This is a genomic window from Corynebacterium sp. NPDC060344, assembly GCF_042725215.1.
Taxonomy (GTDB): Bacteria; Actinomycetota; Actinomycetes; order Mycobacteriales; family Mycobacteriaceae; genus Corynebacterium.
Genome location: NZ_JBHXCS010000003.1, coordinates 259,638 through 275,973, shown reverse-complemented (window position 1 = coordinate 275,973; position 16,336 = coordinate 259,638). Strand labels below are relative to the sequence as shown.

Here is a 16,336-nt window from a genome sequence, read left to right as displayed (position 1 = left end):
CCGAATGATTCGGCAGGGATCGTGAGAAGTGCAACGTCCCCCGTGACCTGCGACGCAGATCACTTGCCCACCTGAAGCACACCGCCCCACCTCCCCTTTTCGCCGCCTTCATGCCCGTCCTCTCTCTGCTTTACGACGTTCACGCCACCTCCCTTCGCCCGGGCACACCGCTGCGGCGGGGAGGCCGGGACGTCGTCAAGCAGCCCGCGGAAGTGCCTGCCAAGCGTTCGAATGGGCGAATCCGGGGGGCGTGCTTTAGTGGGGGCATGGATGCCGAGCAGGTGCACGAGCCGACCCACGAGCCCCCGCAGGACCGAGCCGCCGAGCCCGCGACGCGGGAGGAAGCCGATGAGCTGCTGCGCGGGCTGGCGGGCCCGGATGCGACGTTGCGCGACGACCAGTGGCGCGCGATCGACGGGCTGGTCAACCGGCGCGAACGGATGCTGGTGGTGCAGCGCACGGGCTGGGGCAAGTCGGCGGTGTACTTCATCGCCGCAAAGCTGCTGCGGCGGCGCGGGCGCGGGGCCAGCGTGATCATCTCGCCGCTGCTGGCGCTCATGCGCAACCAGGTGGCGGCGGCGCGGCGGGCCGGGATCGAGGCGGAGACCGTCAACAGCGCGAACATGACGGAGTGGGACGACATCCAACGGCGCGTGGCCGGCGGTGGCGTCGACGTGCTGCTGGTGTCGCCGGAGCGGCTGAACAATCCGCAGTTCCGCGACGACGTGCTGCCGGCGCTGGCGCGGGCGGCGGGGATGGTCGTGGTGGATGAGGCGCACTGCATCTCCGACTGGGGCCACGACTTCCGGCCCGATTACCGGCGCATCCGCGACCTGCTGGCGGGGCTGGGGCCTGGCGTGCCCGTGCTGGCGACGACGGCGACGGCCAATGACCGAGTGGTCGAGGACGTGCGGTCGCAGCTCGGTGATGGCACCGGGGTGCTGCGCGGCGGCCTGGACCGGGAATCGCTGCGGCTCAACGTGGTGCGGCTGCCCGATACGACCAAGCGGCCGGCGTGGCTGGCGTCGCACCTGCGCGAGCTGCCGGGGTCGGGCATCATCTACTGCCTGACGGTGGCGGCGGCGGAGGATTTGGCGGCGGCGCTGGCGGCGGCCGGGTACGAGGTCGCGGCGTACACCGGGCGCACCGACGCCGCCGAGCGCGAGCGGCTGGAGGCGGCGCTGGTGGGCAACGAGGTCAAGGCGCTGGTGGCGACGTCGGCGCTGGGGATGGGCTTCGACAAACCGGACCTGGGCTTCGTGGTGCACATGGGCGCGCCGGGGTCGCCGATCTCGTACTACCAGCAGATCGGGCGTGCCGGCCGTGGCACCGATCGCGCCGAGGTCGTGCTGCTGCCGGGTGCCGAGGACCGCGACATCTGGGAGTACTTCGCTTCGCTGTCGTTTCCCGCGGAAGACGTGGTGCGGTCGCTGCTCGACGAGCTGGCGTCCTACGGCGATCAGCCGGCGTCGACGGCGAGGTTGGAGACGGCCGTGGACCTGTCGCGGTCGCGGCTGGACCAGGTGCTGAAGGTCCTCGACGTCGATGGCGCCGTCCGCCGCGTCCGGGGCGGCTGGGTGTCCACCGGCGCGGACTGGGAGTACGACGCCGCCCGCTACGGCGGATTGGCGGAGGCCCGCAAGGCCGAGCAGGACGCCATGATCGCCTACGAGCGACTTGGGGGTGGCGCTGGTGCTGGCATCGGCCGCTCCGAAGGTGAGGGGGGCGAGGGTGGCGGGGCGGCGTCTTCACGCAATGGTGAGCCGGACCCGGATGCCTGCCGCATGCTGTTCCTGCGCCGCCAGCTCGATGATCCGACGGCGACCGGGCCGTGCGGTCGCTGCGACAACTGCACCGGCCGGCACCTCTCCCCCGACGTGGATGCCCAGGTCGACGACGTGGTCAAGGCGCGGCTGACCGAGCCCGGCGTGCGCATCCCGGCGCGGAAGCAGTGGCCGACCGGCCTCGACCGTTTGATGGCCGGCGGCGATGGCGGTACTGGAGGTGGTGCTGGTGGCGTCGGTGCTGGCGGTGTCGGTGGCGGGCGCGCCGGGGCGACGCTGGGCCAGACCGGCTTGCGTGTGCCGCTGAAGGGCAAAATCGCGGGCATCGGCGAGGGACGGGCGATTGGCCGCCTCAACGACATCGCCCGTGGACCGGCGCTGAATGCCCTTCTTACCGAGGCGTCCTGGCGCCCCAACGCGACCGAGTGGAAGCGGGATCGGGTGCTGAGGGATCTCGTCGACGTGCTCGCCGGCTGGGATTGGGACTCGCGGCCCGATACCGTCGTCGCCCTGGTCACCCACGATGCCGTGGACGCAGACGGGGCGGGCTCGGCACAGCATGGTTCGGCGCTCGATGAAATGGTCGTGGCCTGCGCCATCGCGGTCTCGGACATCGGCCGCATGAGCTTCGGCGGTGTCCTGCCCGTGCGCGATGGGTCCCGCGCGGTGGAGGCCCAGAACTCCGCGTACCGGGTGGCGGGTCTCGCCGACCGGTGGGACTGGGCGGCGATTTCCGAGCTCGAGCTCGGCGACGGCCCCATCCTCCTGATCACCGACTGCGTCGACACCGGCTGGTCCGCGACTCTCGCCGCCGCGGCCCTGGCTTCCGCCACCGGCCGCGAGGTGCTCCCCCTGGCGTTGGCCTCCCGCGGCTGACTCGCGCCCACACCGGGCGCCCCACACGAGATCGCGATCCACACATCGGATCGCGATCTCGTCAGATGTGCAGCCCATTCCCTGCCCACGAGTGTGCGGTACGCGCCCTCCAGCGCACACTCGTCAGATGTGCAGCCCACTCTCCGCCCACGAGTGTGCGGTACGGCCCCTCCAGCGCACACTCGTCAGATATGCAGCCCCTCCCGGTACGCGCTGCCCGAACCGCGGCACGCGCCGCACCCGCGCCGCAGAGCACCCGCGCGCCGCTCGTGACGAGGAGATACCAACGGCGCGTCGCCAACCGCGTTTCCGCAGGTCGGCGAATTCAGTGGCATCCTCTCGGCACGAGAAATGCCGAACGCCGCCCACGCGTCGAAACGCGGAGCGGCGGCAGTGGCATCCTCCCGGCACGAAAACGCCAACGCCGCCCACGCGTCGAAACGCAGGGCGGCGGTGGAGGCACCCGGAACAGCCGGCGAAAAACCGACCGCCCGGGAGAAACCGTGGGGCTTACGCCTCGGCGGTCTCGGCCTCGACGATGTTGACGGTGCGCTTGTTGCGCTTGGTGCCGAACTGGACGGCGCCGGCCTTGAGGGCGAAGAGCGTGTCGTCGCCGCCACGACCAACGTTCTCACCGGGGTGGAACGAGGTACCGCGCTGGCGGACCAGGATCTCGCCGGCCTTGACCTGCTGGCCGCCGAAACGCTTCACGCCGAGGCGCTTGGCCTCGGAGTCGCGGCCGTTGCTGGTGCTGGATGCACCCTTCTTAGAAGCCATGATTCCTCCTTAAGGAAAAGCTTGTTTCGGTGGCTTACTTGGAAACGCCGGTGATCTTCAGCACCGTCAGCGGCTGACGGTGACCGAAGCGACGCTTGTAGCCGGTCTTGTTCTTGTAGTGCATGCCGCGGATCTTCGGGCCCTTGGCGGCCTCGACGATCTCGGCGTTCACGGTGATCTTGGCAAGCTTCTCGGCGTCGGAGGTGACGTCGGAGCCGTCGACGAGCAGAACCGGGGTGAGAGCCACGGTGGAACCCGGCTCACCCTCGATCTTCTCGACCTTGACGAGGTCACCTTCGGCAACCTTGTACTGCTTGCCGCCGGTCTTGACGATCGCGTACATAGGAGGGCTACCCCTTTTTCGTTTACTCGACTCGAGGCACGTAAGTCCCTCGACATGGACAGTTTCTTCTGCGTTCAGGGGCGGGCCTCATGGCTCGTTGTCGCGGGTTTCCGCGTGCCCGGCACGGGCTCGATTCGGGCATGCCCGATACGCCTCTGAACAGCGACTGGTCAAGACTAGCGAATCGCCCCCGCAAATGACAAACTGCGCTCCGCCGCCGCCGGTTGGGCCGGGCGATTCGGGCGCGATGGCCCCCGCCCCGCGATGTGCTTCGCGGGTCGGGGGCCATAGTCACCAGTCGCCGGCGGGTGGGGCGTTAGCCGCGCGTGGTCCGTCGGACTGCGCGGCGGCGGCCGCGGCGGGGCTGGGAGTCGGCATCGCCTTGCTTTGCGACGCCACCCTTCTCCCCTCCGCCCTTCTCCCCGGAAGAGTTCGACTTCGAAGCGGCGTCCTGCTTGGGCGCATTCTTCTTGGCCGTGCTCTTGCGGGCCGCGCGCTTCTTGGGCGCGTCCTGCTTCGGCGACTCCTGCTCCTGCGAGCCCTGCAGGGAATCCTGCTGCGAGCCCGAGGTGTCGGCGTCGCCATGGGTGGTCACGCGGCGGACCGCGCGGCGGCGGCCACGTCGACGGGCGGGAGCCTCGGTGGCGGCACCCTTCGGCGCGCCCTTCGACTGGCCCTCGGACTGATCCTTCGACTGGCCCTTCGACTGCTCCTTCGGCTGCTCCTTGGGAGCATCGGCGCTCATCGCCGGCGCATCCTTCGCGCCACCGGACTTGGAGCTGACGCTGCGGCGCACGCGGCCACGGGAGCCCCGCGCACCGCGGCCAACACGGCCACCGCGCTCGTTGGCGCCATCGCTGCCGGAGTCCTGGCCGGAATCCTTGCCCGAGCCCTTCGCGGCACCCTCACCGGCACCGAAATCTTCTGGCTTCGGCGCATGATCGGACCGCGAGCGGCCACGGGTCGGGCGGTTGCGGCGGGGCGACTTCTCGAAGGCCGCCAACGCCTCCTCGTACGACTCCGGCTCGGCCGGGGCATCCTCGGCACCGCGCTTCGGCTTCGACTCGACGGACACGGTGCGCTCCGGGGTCCGGGACAACTCGTCCGACTTCCGCTTGCCACCACGCGCCGCCTTCGCATCACGGTCAGACTTCGCATCCCGCTCAGCCTTCCCATCACGGTCAGACTTGGCATCCCGGTCGGCCTTCACATTCCGGTCAGACTTGGTGTCCCGGTCCTGCTCCTGCCCCTGCGACTCCTGCGCCTGCTGCGACGCGTGCACCACGCGACGGCGACGGCGCCGGGCCGATCGCGACACATAGCGGTCGTCCGACGGCTCGTCCGGATCCTTGTCCTTCGCCTCCGCCACGGCCTGCGCGGCCACGCGCGCCAGGGCATCCCCGACGTCGGCGTGCTCGTCGCGGTTGCCGCGGCTGGCTTCACGACGACGCGACCCCTCATCATCCGACCCCGACTCATCGGAGCGGCGCGAGCCATCGGCGTCACCGCGACCACGCGACGTGGACCGGCGGCCGCGACGGCGGCGGCGCGGCGGACGCGACTCCTCCGACTCGGCGCGGGTCACCGACTCGTCGACGGAGCGGTCCTCCTCGGACATTTCCTCGACGCGGTCGTCACGGTGCTGCTGCTCGTCGCGGCCCTGATCCTGCCTCTGCTCGGAGCCGCCACCGCGGCGCGCGCCACGGCGTCCACGACGGCGGCGGCCGGAGCCGCCGGACTGGGCGCGGTCGTCGGAGGAGGAACCGCGCGAGGCGTCGTCAAGCTGCTCGTCCTGCGGCGCATCGCCGGAATCCTTCGCGGAGTCCCCGCGGTCGTCCTTGCGATCATCCTTGTGATCGTGGCGGTGCATCGCCTCGGCCACCGGGTGCTTGCCCGGCGACTGCTGGCGGCGGCCCTTGTGGCGGCCCTGCTGCGGCTCATGATCATGGTCGACCGGATCGACGTGGATGATCAGCCCGCGGCCATCGCAGGCCTCGCAGGTGGTGGAGAACGTCTCCAACAGCCCGGTGCCCAGGCGCTTGCGGGTCATCTGGACCAGGCCCAGCGACGTCACCTCGGAGACCTCGTGGCGCGTGCGATCGCGGCCCAGGGCCTCCTTCAGCCGGCGCAGCACCAGGTCCTGGTTCTCCGGCAGCACCATGTCGATGAAGTCGACGACGATCATGCCGCCGAGATCGCGCAGGCGCATCTGGCGGACGATCTCCTCCGCCGCCTCCAGGTTGTTGCGGGTGACCGTCTCCTCGAGATTGCCGCCGGCACCGGTGAACTTGCCGGTGTTGACGTCGACGACCGTCATCGCCTCGGTGCGCTCGATGATCAACGTGCCGCCCGACGGCAGCCACACCTTCCGGTCCAGCGCCTTTGCCAGCTGCTCGTCGATGCGGTGGTGGGCGAAGACGTCCTCGCCGCCATGCTGCTCGGGACGGTAGCGCTGCAGGCGGTCGGCCAGATCCGGCGCGACCTCGTCGACATAGGAGCGCACGATGCCCCACGCCTTGTCGCCCTCGACGACCAAGCGGGAGAAGTCCTCGTTGAACAGGTCGCGGACGACCTTGATCAGCATGTTCGGCTCTTCGTACATCGTCTGCGGCTTGGCGCCCTTGCGGTTCTTCGCCTCCGCCGTGCGCTTGTCGATGTCCTGCCACAGCCCCTCGAGCCGCTTCACGTCCGCGGCGATGGCCTCCTTCGGCACGCCCTCCGCGGCGGTGCGGATGATCGTGCCCGACCCCGACGGGGTGACCTCCTTGAGGATCTCCTTCAAACGCTTGCGCTCCGGCTCCGGCAGCTTGCGCGAGATGCCCGCGCTGTGGCCGCCCGGCACGTAGACCAGGAACCGGCCGGCCAGCGAAATCTGCATGGACAGGCGGGCGCCCTTGTGGCCCAGCGGATCCTTCGTCGCCTGCACCAGCACCTGGTCGCCGGCCTTGAGCGCATGCTCGATGCGGCGGGAGCGCCCCGACGAGCCGAACGCGCGCCAGTTGACGTCCGCCGAGTACAGCACGCCGTTGCGGTCGGTGCCGATGTCGATGAACGCGGCCTCCATGCTCGGCAGCACGTTCTGCACGCGGCCGAGGTAGATGTCGCCGATGATCGACGTCTGCGTGTCGGAGGTGACGAAATGCTCGACCAGCAGGTCGTCCTCGAGCACGCCGACCTGCGTGACCATGCCCTGATTGTCGTGGCGGCGGCGCTCGCGCACGACCATGGTGCGCTCGACGGACTCGCGGCGGGCCAGGAACTCGGCCTCCGAAATCACGTGGCGCTTGCGGGATTCAGCGCGGCGGTCCGCGCGACGGCGCCGCTGCGCCTCCAGCCGCGTCGAGCCCTTGATGGCCACCGGCTCGTCGACGACGGGCACCTCCGGCTCGGCATCGCCGGGCTCGTCGGCCTTCGGGGCCTGCTGATTCTGCTTCTTGCCGTCCTGCTTTGCGACGTCCCGGTCGTCCCCGCCCTTCGCCGAACCCTCGTCGGCGGCGGAGTCGTCCTGGCCACCGCGACCACGGCCGCGGCCACGACGGCGGCGGCGCGGACGGGGCTCCCGGGACTCGTCGGAGTCGTCCGACGACGTGGAGCGGGAATCGGCGTCAGCGTCGGAGCTGGAGCCGGAATCGACCGAGTCGTCCACGGCATCGGCGATGGCGTCGGCCGACGCCGTCGACGTGCCCGCGGAAACCACGGAGACCGGCTCGGGGGCCATGAACACCGGGATGGCGAAGGTCGGCTCCGCCGGCGGCGGCGTCACCGGCGGGACGACCTCGACGAGGTGATCGCCCTCGGTGGTGTCGGAGGCGTCGGCAGAGTCGGCGGAGTCGGCGGCGGCTGCGATGATCGGCTCGGCAACCTCGACGTCATCGGCCTTCTTCGCGGGCGCGGCCGGCTTCGACACCGTGCGCTTGGCGGTGCGGCGGGAGCGCGAACGGCGGGTGGCCTTCTTCGGGGCTTCGGTGGCGTCGGTGGTCTCGGCGGCCTGGGTGTCGGTTTCGACCGGCTCCGGGGTGTCGGGGGCGTCGGCGACGATGGTCTCGGCGACGTCGACGTCGTCGGCCTTCTTCGCCGGGGCGGCCTTCTTGCCCGCCGTGCGCTTGGTTGACTTCTTCGCGGCGGACTTCTTGGTGGCGGCCTTCTTGGTGGAGGACTTCTTCGCCGTCTTCTTTGCCGGCTTCTCCTCCGCCTTGTTGTCGGCGGACTCCTCCGCAGGCTCCTCGGCGGCCTTCTCCGGCGCCTTCGCCGCGAACGCCTTTTTCGCCGTCTTCTTTGCCGCCCTCTTGGCGGGCTTCTTCGCGGCGGACTTCGGGGCCGCCGGGGCGTCGTCAAGCGAAGCCGAACCAGCCACCGCATCCAGGAAGCGATCCCGGTCGGCCGCCGCCACCGACGACGACGCCGACTTCACGGCCACGCCCAACTCCCCCAGGGCGGCGATCAAATCCTTCGACGTGACGCCCACGGCCTTCGCCAGGGCATGCACGCGCATCTTCTCCGGCGCCGCCGCCCGATCGAAATCACGGGCGCTCGACACGGTGTTGTCGCTGAAATCCAGCACGATATGCGGTTCTCCTCAAGCCGCCAGGCCCACGCGCCGACCAGCGCGAACGCGCGCAAGTCCGGGGGCCGCGAAAGCGGCGATCGTCGTTTTATTCAAGTTCTGTCGGCGTACGGGCGTTCTGCGGTCAACGTCGTTCCAGTAAATCGCGGAGCGAACGCGGCGTACGCCCGCCATTGTCGCACACCCGACCGACCAATGCCGCCACCCGCACGCCCCGAACACGCGAAAACCGGCCCCCCGCACGCAAATGCGGGAAGCCGGTGAAACGGACCGCCGGACACCGGCGGAAAAACCGCGACCTAGAGGTTCGGGAACCAGATGCCGATCTCGCGCTCGGCGGACTCGGCGGAGTCGGAGCCGTGGACGATGTTCTCCGCGACCTCGAGGGCGAAGTCACCACGGATGGAACCCGGGGTGGCGGCCTCGACCGGGTTGGTGCCACCGGCCAGCTGGCGCCACGCGGCGATGGCGTTCGGACCCTCGACCACGCCGGCGACCAGCGGGGCGGAGGTGATGAAGTCCACGAGCTCGCCGTAGAACGGGCGCTCCTTGTGCTCGGCGTAGTGCTCCTCGGCGGTGGCCTTGTCGGCGACGCGGAGGTCCATGGCCACCAGCTTCAGGCCCTTGCGCTCGATGCGGGCGAGAACCTCGCCGACGAGGCCGCGGCGGACGCCGTCGGGCTTGATCAGAATCAGAGTGCGTTCGGTCATGCGCTGCATCCTACTTCCCCGCGGCCTCCGCAGTGCGACGGGGAGGCGTGGCACGCATCACAGGTGCTGCGTCGTCAGCAGCCCGCGCTCCATCCGGGCGATGAGGTTCTTGCGCAGGTGCAGGATGTACGCCCACACCATGGCGAAGAAAATGCCCACGAAGCCCATCGACCAGTGCGCGAGGATCGCCAGCACGCCGAGCACCTGCAGCGCGATGTTCGCCGGCAGCGCCCACGACTTCTTCTGCAGGAACGCCAGCACCACCATGGCCAGGCCCAGCAGCGCGATGTACCAGATGGCGAAGGTCGTGCCGAACAGCCCGCCGCCATCGACGCGCGCGACGACGGTCAACCCCAACCACACGGAAATGGCCTGCATGATCAGGGTGCCGGCCATGACGCCGCGCAGCCCCTTCATCGGGTCCTTTTCCGGGGCGTGGCCGGCGCCGAGCGGCCCGTACTTGCCGCCGCCGGACAGGTCGCGCCCCTCGCGGTAGGCGCGCAATTCCTCGGCGGTCATGTTCGCTTCACGACGGCCGGCGTCGTCGCCATCCGGCCGTCCGGTGGATCGGGCGTCGGTCATTGGGGGTCCTTTCCGAACAGGGTCCGCGCCTCGCCGGCGGTGACCACCGAACCGGTGACCACCACTCCCGAGCCGCTCACGATGCCGTCGCCGGAGTCGGTCTCCTCCGCCAGCGCGATGGCCAGCTCGACCGCCGACGGCAGCGTGTCGATGCGGTGGATGCGTTCCTCGCCGTAGATCTGCTCGGCCAGGTCGGCCAGATCATCGACGTGCAGGGCCCGCGGCGACGCGTTCTGCGTGACCACGAGCTCCTCGAAGTAGGGCTCGAACTCCTCCAGGATGCCGCGGGCGTCCTTGTCGCCGAGCACCGCGACGACGCCGACGACCTTGCGGAACTCGAACTCCGCCGTCAGCGCCTCGCGCAGGGCCTTCGCCCCGTGCGGGTTGTGGGCCGCGTCGACGAACACCGTCGGCGTGGAGCGGACGCGCTCGAGGCGGCCGGGCGACGTGACCGTCGCAAAGCCCTCGCGAACCGCGTCGATGCTCAAGGGCCGGCCCGGCCCGGCACCGAAGAACGCCTCCACCGCGGCCAGCGCCGTGGCCGCATTGCGGGCCTGGTGCGGGCCGTGCAACGGCAGGTGGATGTCCTCGTACTCGCCGGCCAGGCCGCGCAGCGTCAGGTTCTGCCCGCCGACGGCCAGGGTGTGCGCCACCACGCCGTACTCGGCGCCGGCGCGGGCGACGGCGGCGTCGCACTCGACGGCGCGGGCCAGCAGGACCTCCATGGCCTCCGGCTCCTGCTCCGCGATGACCGCGACGTTGTCCGGCGGCGCCAGCAGATCATCGGCGTTCCAGCGGGACTTGATGATGCCCGCCTTCTCCCCCGCGATCTCCGTCAGCGTCTCGCCGAGGTAGTCGGTGTGGTCGCGCCCGACCGGGCACACCACCGCGACGTCGGCGTGGGCGACGTTGGTCGCGTCCCACGTGCCGCCCATGCCGACCTCGACGACGGCGACGTCGACCGGGGCGTCCGCGAACGCGGCGTAGGCCATGGCGGTGAGCACCTCGAACTTGGACATGCGCGGGCCGCCCTCGGCCTCGGAGGCGGCGTCGACGAGCTCCACGTAGGGCTCGATCTCGCGCCAGATGCGCACGTAATCGCGCGGGTGCAGCGGCGAGCCGTCGATGGCGATGCGCTCGGTGGCCAACTGCAAGTGCGGGCTGGTGGTGCGGCCGGTGCGGCGGCCCAGCGCGCGGACCAGCGACTCGATCATGCGCACCGTCGACGTCTTGCCGTTGGTGCCGGCGACGTGGATGACCGGCGCCGACCGCTCGGGGTTGCCGAGCAGGTCCATGAGCTTTTCGATCCGCTCCAGCGACGGGTCGATCTTCGTCTCCGGCCATCGGGTGTCCAGCTCGGCTTCGACGGCGGCGAGGTCGGCGAGATCGTCGGCCGTGACCTCCTCGGAGGCCGCAGCGTTGACGGGCTGGTCGACGTCGACGGGAAGGCTCAGGCCCTCCTCGTCCATGGACACCGCGCCGAAGCGGCCCAGCAGGTCCACGTCGGCGCCGCCGTCGCGCTCCTCGGCCGCGGCATTCGCGCCGTCGGCCGCCAGCTCGCGGGGCTCGGTGTCCTCCACGATCTGGGCGGTGGCGGGGTCGAAACCGTCGTCGTCGGCCAGCTCGAGAGGCTCGCCGGCCGCCTGGTCGGCCGGAGCAAGGTCATTGACGTCATTGACGTCATCGAGATCATCAAGGCCATCGAGGATCAGACGGAGCTCGTCGTCTCCCCGGCCGTCGTCGTTGGGTCGCGTCATGCCTTCGGCAGTCCCTCGAGTCGGGCGGTGATGCGCTCGATTTCCTCGCGCGCGACCTGGTGGCGGGCGCGGATCTTGTCCACGACCGCATCGGGGGCCTTGGCCAGGAAGGACTCGTTGCCCAGCTTCTTCTCGGTGCCGGACAGCTCCTTCTCGGCGACGGCGAGGTCCTTTTCCAGGCGCTTGCGCTCGGCGGCGACGTCGACGGTGCCGGAGGTGTCCAGCTCCACGGTCACCGTGGCCGCGGACAGGCGGACCTCGATGGAGGCGGTGGCGGTGAAGCCGTCCTCCGGGGTCTCCAGGCGCGCCAGCGAACGGACGATGCCCTCCTGCTCGGCCAGATCGGCCGCGGCGGCGTCGAACCGGGCGGGCACGCGCTGCGACGGCTTCACGCCCTGGTCGGAGCGGAAGCGGCGGACCTCGGTGACCAGCTTCTGGGCGTCGTCGATGCGGCGGGCGGCGTCGGCATCGGCAGCGGTGCCGCCATTGGCCTCGCCCTCGACCGGCCACGACGCGATGACCAGCGACTCGGGCGTGCCCTCGTCGCCATCGGTCAGTGCCTTCCACAGCACCTCGGTGACGAACGGGATCGTCGGGTGCAGCAGGCGCAGCAGCACATCCAGCACATGGCCGAGCACCAGGCGCGTCGACTCGGAGCGGGCGGCCTGCTCGGCCGTCGGCTCCTCGCCCTCGGCCAGGCGCGGGAAGTCCACCTTGGACATCTCCAGGTACCAGTCGCAGAACTCGTCCCACGCGAAGTGGTACAGGGCCTCGTTGGCCTTGGCGAACTCGTACTTGTCCAGCGCACCGTCGACGTCCGCGCGGACCTGCTCGAGGCGGTCGAGGATCCAGCGGTCGGTGTCGGTCAGCGTCTCGCGCGCCGGCAGATCGCCCACGCGGGCGCCGTTCATCAGCGCGAATCGGGTGGCGTTGAACAGCTTGGTGGCGAAGTTGCGCGAGCTCTGCGCCGAATCCTCGCCCACCGGCAGGTCCGAGCCGGGGTTCGCGCCGCGGGCCAGGGTGAAGCGCAGCGCGTCGGCGCCGTAGTCGCGCACCCAGTCCAGCGGATCGATGCCATTGCCCAGGGACTTGGACATTTTCCGGCCCTGCTCATCGCGCACCAGGCCGTGCAGGAACACGTCGGTGAACGGGATCTGCGGGCGGCCGTCGGTGCCCTCGCCCAGCGGCGAATTCGGCAGGGTGGCGGCGAAGGTCGAGAACATCATCATGCGCGCGACCCAGAAGAACAAGATGTCGTAGCCGGTGACCAGCACCGACGTCGGGTAGAACTTGGCCAGCTCCGGGGTGGCCTCCGGCCAGCCCATCGTGGAGAACGGCCACAGCGCCGACGAGAACCACGTGTCCAGCACGTCGGGGTCCTGCGTCCAGCCCTCGCCCTCGGGCGCCTTGTCATCCGGGCCGACGCACACGATCTCGCCCTCGGGGCCGTACCAGATCGGGATGCGGTGGCCCCACCACAGCTGGCGCGAGATGCACCAGTCGTGCATGTCGTCGACCCAGTCGAACCAGCGCGGCTCCTGCGACGCCGGGTGGATGGTCGTATCGCCCTTCCGGATCGCATCGCCGGACATCTGGGCCAGTTTGTCCACCTTGACCCACCACTGCTCGGACAGGCGCGGCTCGATGACCTCGCCGGAACGCTCCGAATGGCCCACGGAGTGGACGTACGGGCGGATCTCCTTGACAATGCGCCCCTGCTCCCGCAGCGCCTCCGTCACCGCGGCGCGCGCCTCGAAGCGGTCCATGCCGTCGAAGCGGGTGCCGGTGCCGGCGATGGTGCCGGTCTTGTCGATGACCTCCGGCATGTCCAGGTCATGCCGCTGGCCCATGGCGAAGTCGTTCGGGTCGTGCGCCGGGGTGATCTTCACCGCGCCGGTGCCGAACTCCGGATCCACGTAATCGTCGGCGATGACCTGCAGCGACAGGTCGTCGCGGAACGGGTGCGGCAGGGTCGTGCCCACCAGCGCCGTGTAGCGCTCGTCGTCCGGGTGCACGGCCACGGCGACGTCGCCGAGCATCGTCTCCACGCGGGTGGTGGCCACGACGATCGACTCCTCGCCCTCGCCGTAGCGGAACGACACCAGCTCACCGTCGCGGTCCTCGTACTTGACCTCGATGTCCGAGATCGCCGTCTGCAGCACCGGCGACCAGTTGACCATCCGCTTCGCGCGGTAGATCAGGCCCTGGTCGAACAGCTCCTTGAAGATGGTCTGCACGGCGCGCGACAGGCCGTCGTCAAGCGTGAACCGCTCCCGCGACCAGTCGACGGAATCGCCGATCTGGCGCATCTGGCCGCCGATCTTGCCGCCGTACTCCTTCTTCCACTCCCAAACGCGGTCGATGAACTCCTCGCGCCCGTAATCGAAGCGGTCCTTGCCCTCCGACTCCTTCAGCTGCGCCTCGACCTTCGTCTGCGTGGCGATGCCCGCATGGTCCATGCCCGGCAGCCACAGCACCTCGAAGCCCTGCATCCGCTTGCGGCGGGCCAGCGCGTCCATCAGCGTGTGGTCCAGCGCATGGCCCATGTGCAGCTGGCCGGTCACGTTCGGCGGCGGCAGCACGATGGAATACGCCGGCTTGTCGCTGGTGGCGTCGGCGGTGAAGTACCCGGCATCCACCCAGCCCTGGTAGAGATCCGCCTCCACCTCGGAGGGGTTCCACGACTTCGGCAGATTGTCGGCGCGGTTCGGAAGATTCTCGGCGTTGGTCACGTCGGACAGTCTAGAGGGTCGCCCGGATCGCACCGCCCACCACGTCTGCGGCAGTCGCCCCGGCATGGCGAAGGGGCCGTCGCAAAGCATCGTGCTTTGCGACGGCCCCTCCCGGACCAATGCGGTCCGGCTGCGGGCCGACTACGGAGGCGGGACCTACGGCAGCAGGTCGGCGACGGCCTCGCGCTCGGCGCGCAGCTCCTCGACGTTGGCGTCCATGCGGGCGCGCTGGTAGTCGGAGATCTCCAGGCCCTGGACGATCTCCCACTTGCCGTCGACGGAGCGGCACGGCATGCCGGTGACCAGGCCCTCGTCGATGCCGTAGGAACCATCCGACGGCAGCGCCACGGACACCCAGTCATCGCCCGGGACGCCCTGGACCCAGTCGCGCATGTGGTCGATGGCGGCGGAGGCGGCCGACGCGGCCGAGGAGGAACCGCGGACCTCGATGATCTCCGCGCCGCGCTTGGCCACGCGCGGGATGAACTCGTCGTCCAGCCACGACTGCTCGACCAGATCCGACACCTTCTCGCCGCCGACGGTGGCGTAGGTGACGTCCGGGAACTGCGTCGCGGAGTGGTTGCCCCACACGACGACCTTCTCGAAATCGGTGACCGTGCGGTCCAGCTTGCCGGCCAGCTGCGACAGGGCGCGGCTGTGGTCCAGGCGCATCATCGCGGTGAAACGGTCGGACGGGATGTCCTTCGCGTGCTCGTTGGCGATGAGGGTGTTGGTGTTGGCGGGGTTGCCGACGACCAGCACGCGGATGTCGTCCGCGGCGTGATCGTTGAGGGCCTGGCCCTGCGGGCCGAAGATCTTGCCGTTGGCCGACAGCAGGGCGGAACGCTCCTCGCCCTTGCCGCGCGGCTTCGCGCCGACGAGGAACGCCGCGTTGGCGCCATCGAAGGCCTTGTTCGGGTCGTCGGTGACGTTGATCCCGCGCAGCAGCGGAAACGCGGAATCCTGCAGCTCCATGGCAACGCCCTCGGTCGCGCCCAGTGCGGCCGGGATCTCGAGGAGGTTCAGCTCCACGGGGACGTCGTAACCGAAGACGTCGCCATGGGCGAGACGGAACAGCAGGGAGTACGAGATCTGGCCGGCGGCGCCGGTGACGGCAACCTTCACGGGGGAAACGCTCACGATGGTCCTTTCCTTGGATTCGCTTACGCGCCCAACGATATAGCGGCATCGCCCACTGCGCAGATGGGGGAGGACGGGGCCAGCGGCGGACGAATATCGATAGCATGAAGCGGATCCGCCCCACCATTTCCCCTTTTTCCGGCCACACGCCGCGACAAGCGGGGCGGACACCCCCGATCACCGTCGGGGGACCACCCGAAACCCAGGAAAGGCGATACATGAAGGCCTCAGGGAGCACCGACGCGATCCCCCACGCCGTCCTCGAGGCGGCGCTCGGCGAATTCACCGCCAAGGGGTACGCCGATGCCCGCCTCGACGCCATCTCGTCGTCGTCGGGCGTCTCCAAGCGCATGCTGCACTACCACTGCGGCGACAAGATGGGCCTCTACCGCACGACCATGAACCACGTGCTCGGCCTGCTGCGCCCCGACCCCGATGCCCTGCGGGTCGACTCGGAGGTCCCCGTCGACGTGCTGCGCCACGTCGTCGGCGTCATCTTCGACTGCTTCGCCAACAACCCGTCGGCGGTGCGTTTCATCGCGCAGGAGAACATGCACCCGATCCTCCCGCTGGAGGAGTCGTCGGCGATGGCGGAGCAGTCCCCCATCGTCCTCGAGTTCGACCGCGTGCTGCTCCTGGGCCGCGACTACGGCGCCTTCCGCACCGACGTCTCCGCCCTGGACATCTATTACATCGTCGCGTCGATGGCGCAGTTCCCCACGCTCAACGAGCGCACCTTCGGCAATCTGTACAGCCTGGAGCTGACGTCGGAGACCCTCATCGACCGCCTGCGCGAGATGGCCCGCGACGCGGTGACCGGCTTCCTCACCGCGTCGACGACGTGGCAGCACGGCACGTCCTACGTCACCACCACCCCGCGCCGGAAGGTCGAGCCGCGCCTGGTCGACGAGGTCTACGCCGACGACTCCCCCGCCATCCTCGACGAGCGCGCCGACGGCGACGTCGCGCCCGCGTTCACCGACATGTACGACGACGAGTAGCGCCAGACGGCACAAACGGCCCGGCCCCTTCGATGTGGGGGCCGGGCCGTTTCGTGCGGTGGGCGTCGTC

General features: G+C 70.0%; 10 protein-coding genes. 2 read left to right on the top strand and 8 right to left on the bottom strand.

What is annotated here, in order from left to right:
• The first annotated feature begins 266 nt into the window (after positions 1 to 266).
• Positions 267 to 2,660, top strand: a complete 2,394-nt coding sequence (locus tag ACFWGD_RS06165) for a RecQ family ATP-dependent DNA helicase (protein WP_377777713.1) — start codon at positions 267 to 269, stop codon at positions 2,658 to 2,660.
• Between the two features lie 510 nt (positions 2,661 to 3,170).
• On the opposite strand, the gene rpmA is transcribed toward ACFWGD_RS06165, so the two are convergent.
• The 8 genes from rpmA to ACFWGD_RS06125 form a co-directional block, all read right to left on the bottom strand.
• Positions 3,171 to 3,437, bottom strand: a complete 267-nt coding sequence (gene rpmA / locus ACFWGD_RS06160) for a 50S ribosomal protein L27 (protein WP_046650489.1) — start codon at positions 3,435 to 3,437, stop codon at positions 3,171 to 3,173.
• Positions 3,438 to 3,471: 34 nt separating this feature from the next.
• On the bottom strand, positions 3,472 to 3,780 hold the full coding sequence (rplU, locus tag ACFWGD_RS06155; protein WP_046650490.1) for a 50S ribosomal protein L21: 309 nt from the start codon (positions 3,778 to 3,780) through the stop codon (positions 3,472 to 3,474).
• Between the two features lie 316 nt (positions 3,781 to 4,096).
• The gene (locus ACFWGD_RS06150; protein WP_377777712.1) at positions 4,097 to 8,341 is read right to left on the bottom strand and encodes a translation initiation factor IF-2 N-terminal domain-containing protein; all 4,245 of its coding nucleotides are present in this window, start codon (positions 8,339 to 8,341) and stop codon (positions 4,097 to 4,099) included.
• A gap of 302 nt (positions 8,342 to 8,643) precedes the next feature.
• Positions 8,644 to 9,054 (bottom strand): nucleoside-diphosphate kinase, encoded by a 411-nt coding sequence (gene ndk / locus ACFWGD_RS06145; RefSeq protein ID WP_377777711.1) that lies wholly within the window; start codon positions 9,052 to 9,054, stop codon positions 8,644 to 8,646.
• Positions 9,055 to 9,111: 57 nt separating this feature from the next.
• The gene (locus ACFWGD_RS06140) at positions 9,112 to 9,573 is read right to left on the bottom strand and encodes a DUF4233 domain-containing protein (RefSeq protein WP_377777766.1); all 462 of its coding nucleotides are present in this window, start codon (positions 9,571 to 9,573) and stop codon (positions 9,112 to 9,114) included.
• A gap of 59 nt (positions 9,574 to 9,632) precedes the next feature.
• Positions 9,633 to 11,105 carry a bifunctional folylpolyglutamate synthase/dihydrofolate synthase gene (locus ACFWGD_RS06135; RefSeq protein WP_377777765.1) on the bottom strand — a complete coding sequence of 491 codons (1,473 nt, stop codon included), beginning with the start codon at positions 11,103 to 11,105 and terminating at the stop codon, positions 9,633 to 9,635.
• Between the two features lie 284 nt (positions 11,106 to 11,389).
• The gene (locus tag ACFWGD_RS06130) at positions 11,390 to 14,191 is read right to left on the bottom strand and encodes a valine--tRNA ligase (protein WP_377777710.1); all 2,802 of its coding nucleotides are present in this window, start codon (positions 14,189 to 14,191) and stop codon (positions 11,390 to 11,392) included.
• Positions 14,192 to 14,281: 90 nt separating this feature from the next.
• Complete coding sequence (locus tag ACFWGD_RS06125) at positions 14,282 to 15,265, bottom strand: malate dehydrogenase (RefSeq protein ID WP_377777709.1); 984 nt, start codon at positions 15,263 to 15,265, stop codon at positions 14,282 to 14,284.
• A gap of 218 nt (positions 15,266 to 15,483) precedes the next feature.
• On the opposite strand from ACFWGD_RS06125, the gene ACFWGD_RS06120 reads away from it, so the two are divergent.
• On the top strand, positions 15,484 to 16,266 hold the full coding sequence (locus ACFWGD_RS06120; protein ID WP_377777708.1) for a TetR/AcrR family transcriptional regulator: 783 nt from the start codon (positions 15,484 to 15,486) through the stop codon (positions 16,264 to 16,266).
• Positions 16,267 to 16,336: the final 70 nt, after the last annotated feature.

Excerpts from the sequence above, each read along its gene's own strand:
- ACFWGD_RS06135 (WP_377777765.1), bottom strand. The coding sequence starts at position 11,105 with ATGGACGAGGAGGGCCTGAGCCTTCCCGTCGACGTCGACCAGCCCGTC.
- rplU (WP_046650490.1), bottom strand. The coding sequence starts at position 3,780 with ATGTACGCGATCGTCAAGACCGGCGGCAAGCAGTACAAGGTTGCCGAA.
- ACFWGD_RS06130 (WP_377777710.1), bottom strand. The coding sequence starts at position 14,191 with ATGCCGGGGCGACTGCCGCAGACGTGGTGGGCGGTGCGATCCGGGCGA.
- ACFWGD_RS06120 (WP_377777708.1), top strand. The coding sequence starts at position 15,484 with ATGAAGGCCTCAGGGAGCACCGACGCGATCCCCCACGCCGTCCTCGAG.
- ACFWGD_RS06165 (WP_377777713.1), top strand. The coding sequence starts at position 267 with ATGGATGCCGAGCAGGTGCACGAGCCGACCCACGAGCCCCCGCAGGAC.
- ndk (WP_377777711.1), bottom strand. The coding sequence starts at position 9,054 with ATGACCGAACGCACTCTGATTCTGATCAAGCCCGACGGCGTCCGCCGC.
- ACFWGD_RS06140 (WP_377777766.1), bottom strand. The coding sequence starts at position 9,573 with ATGACCGCCGAGGAATTGCGCGCCTACCGCGAGGGGCGCGACCTGTCC.
- rpmA (WP_046650489.1), bottom strand. The coding sequence starts at position 3,437 with ATGGCTTCTAAGAAGGGTGCATCCAGCACCAGCAACGGCCGCGACTCC.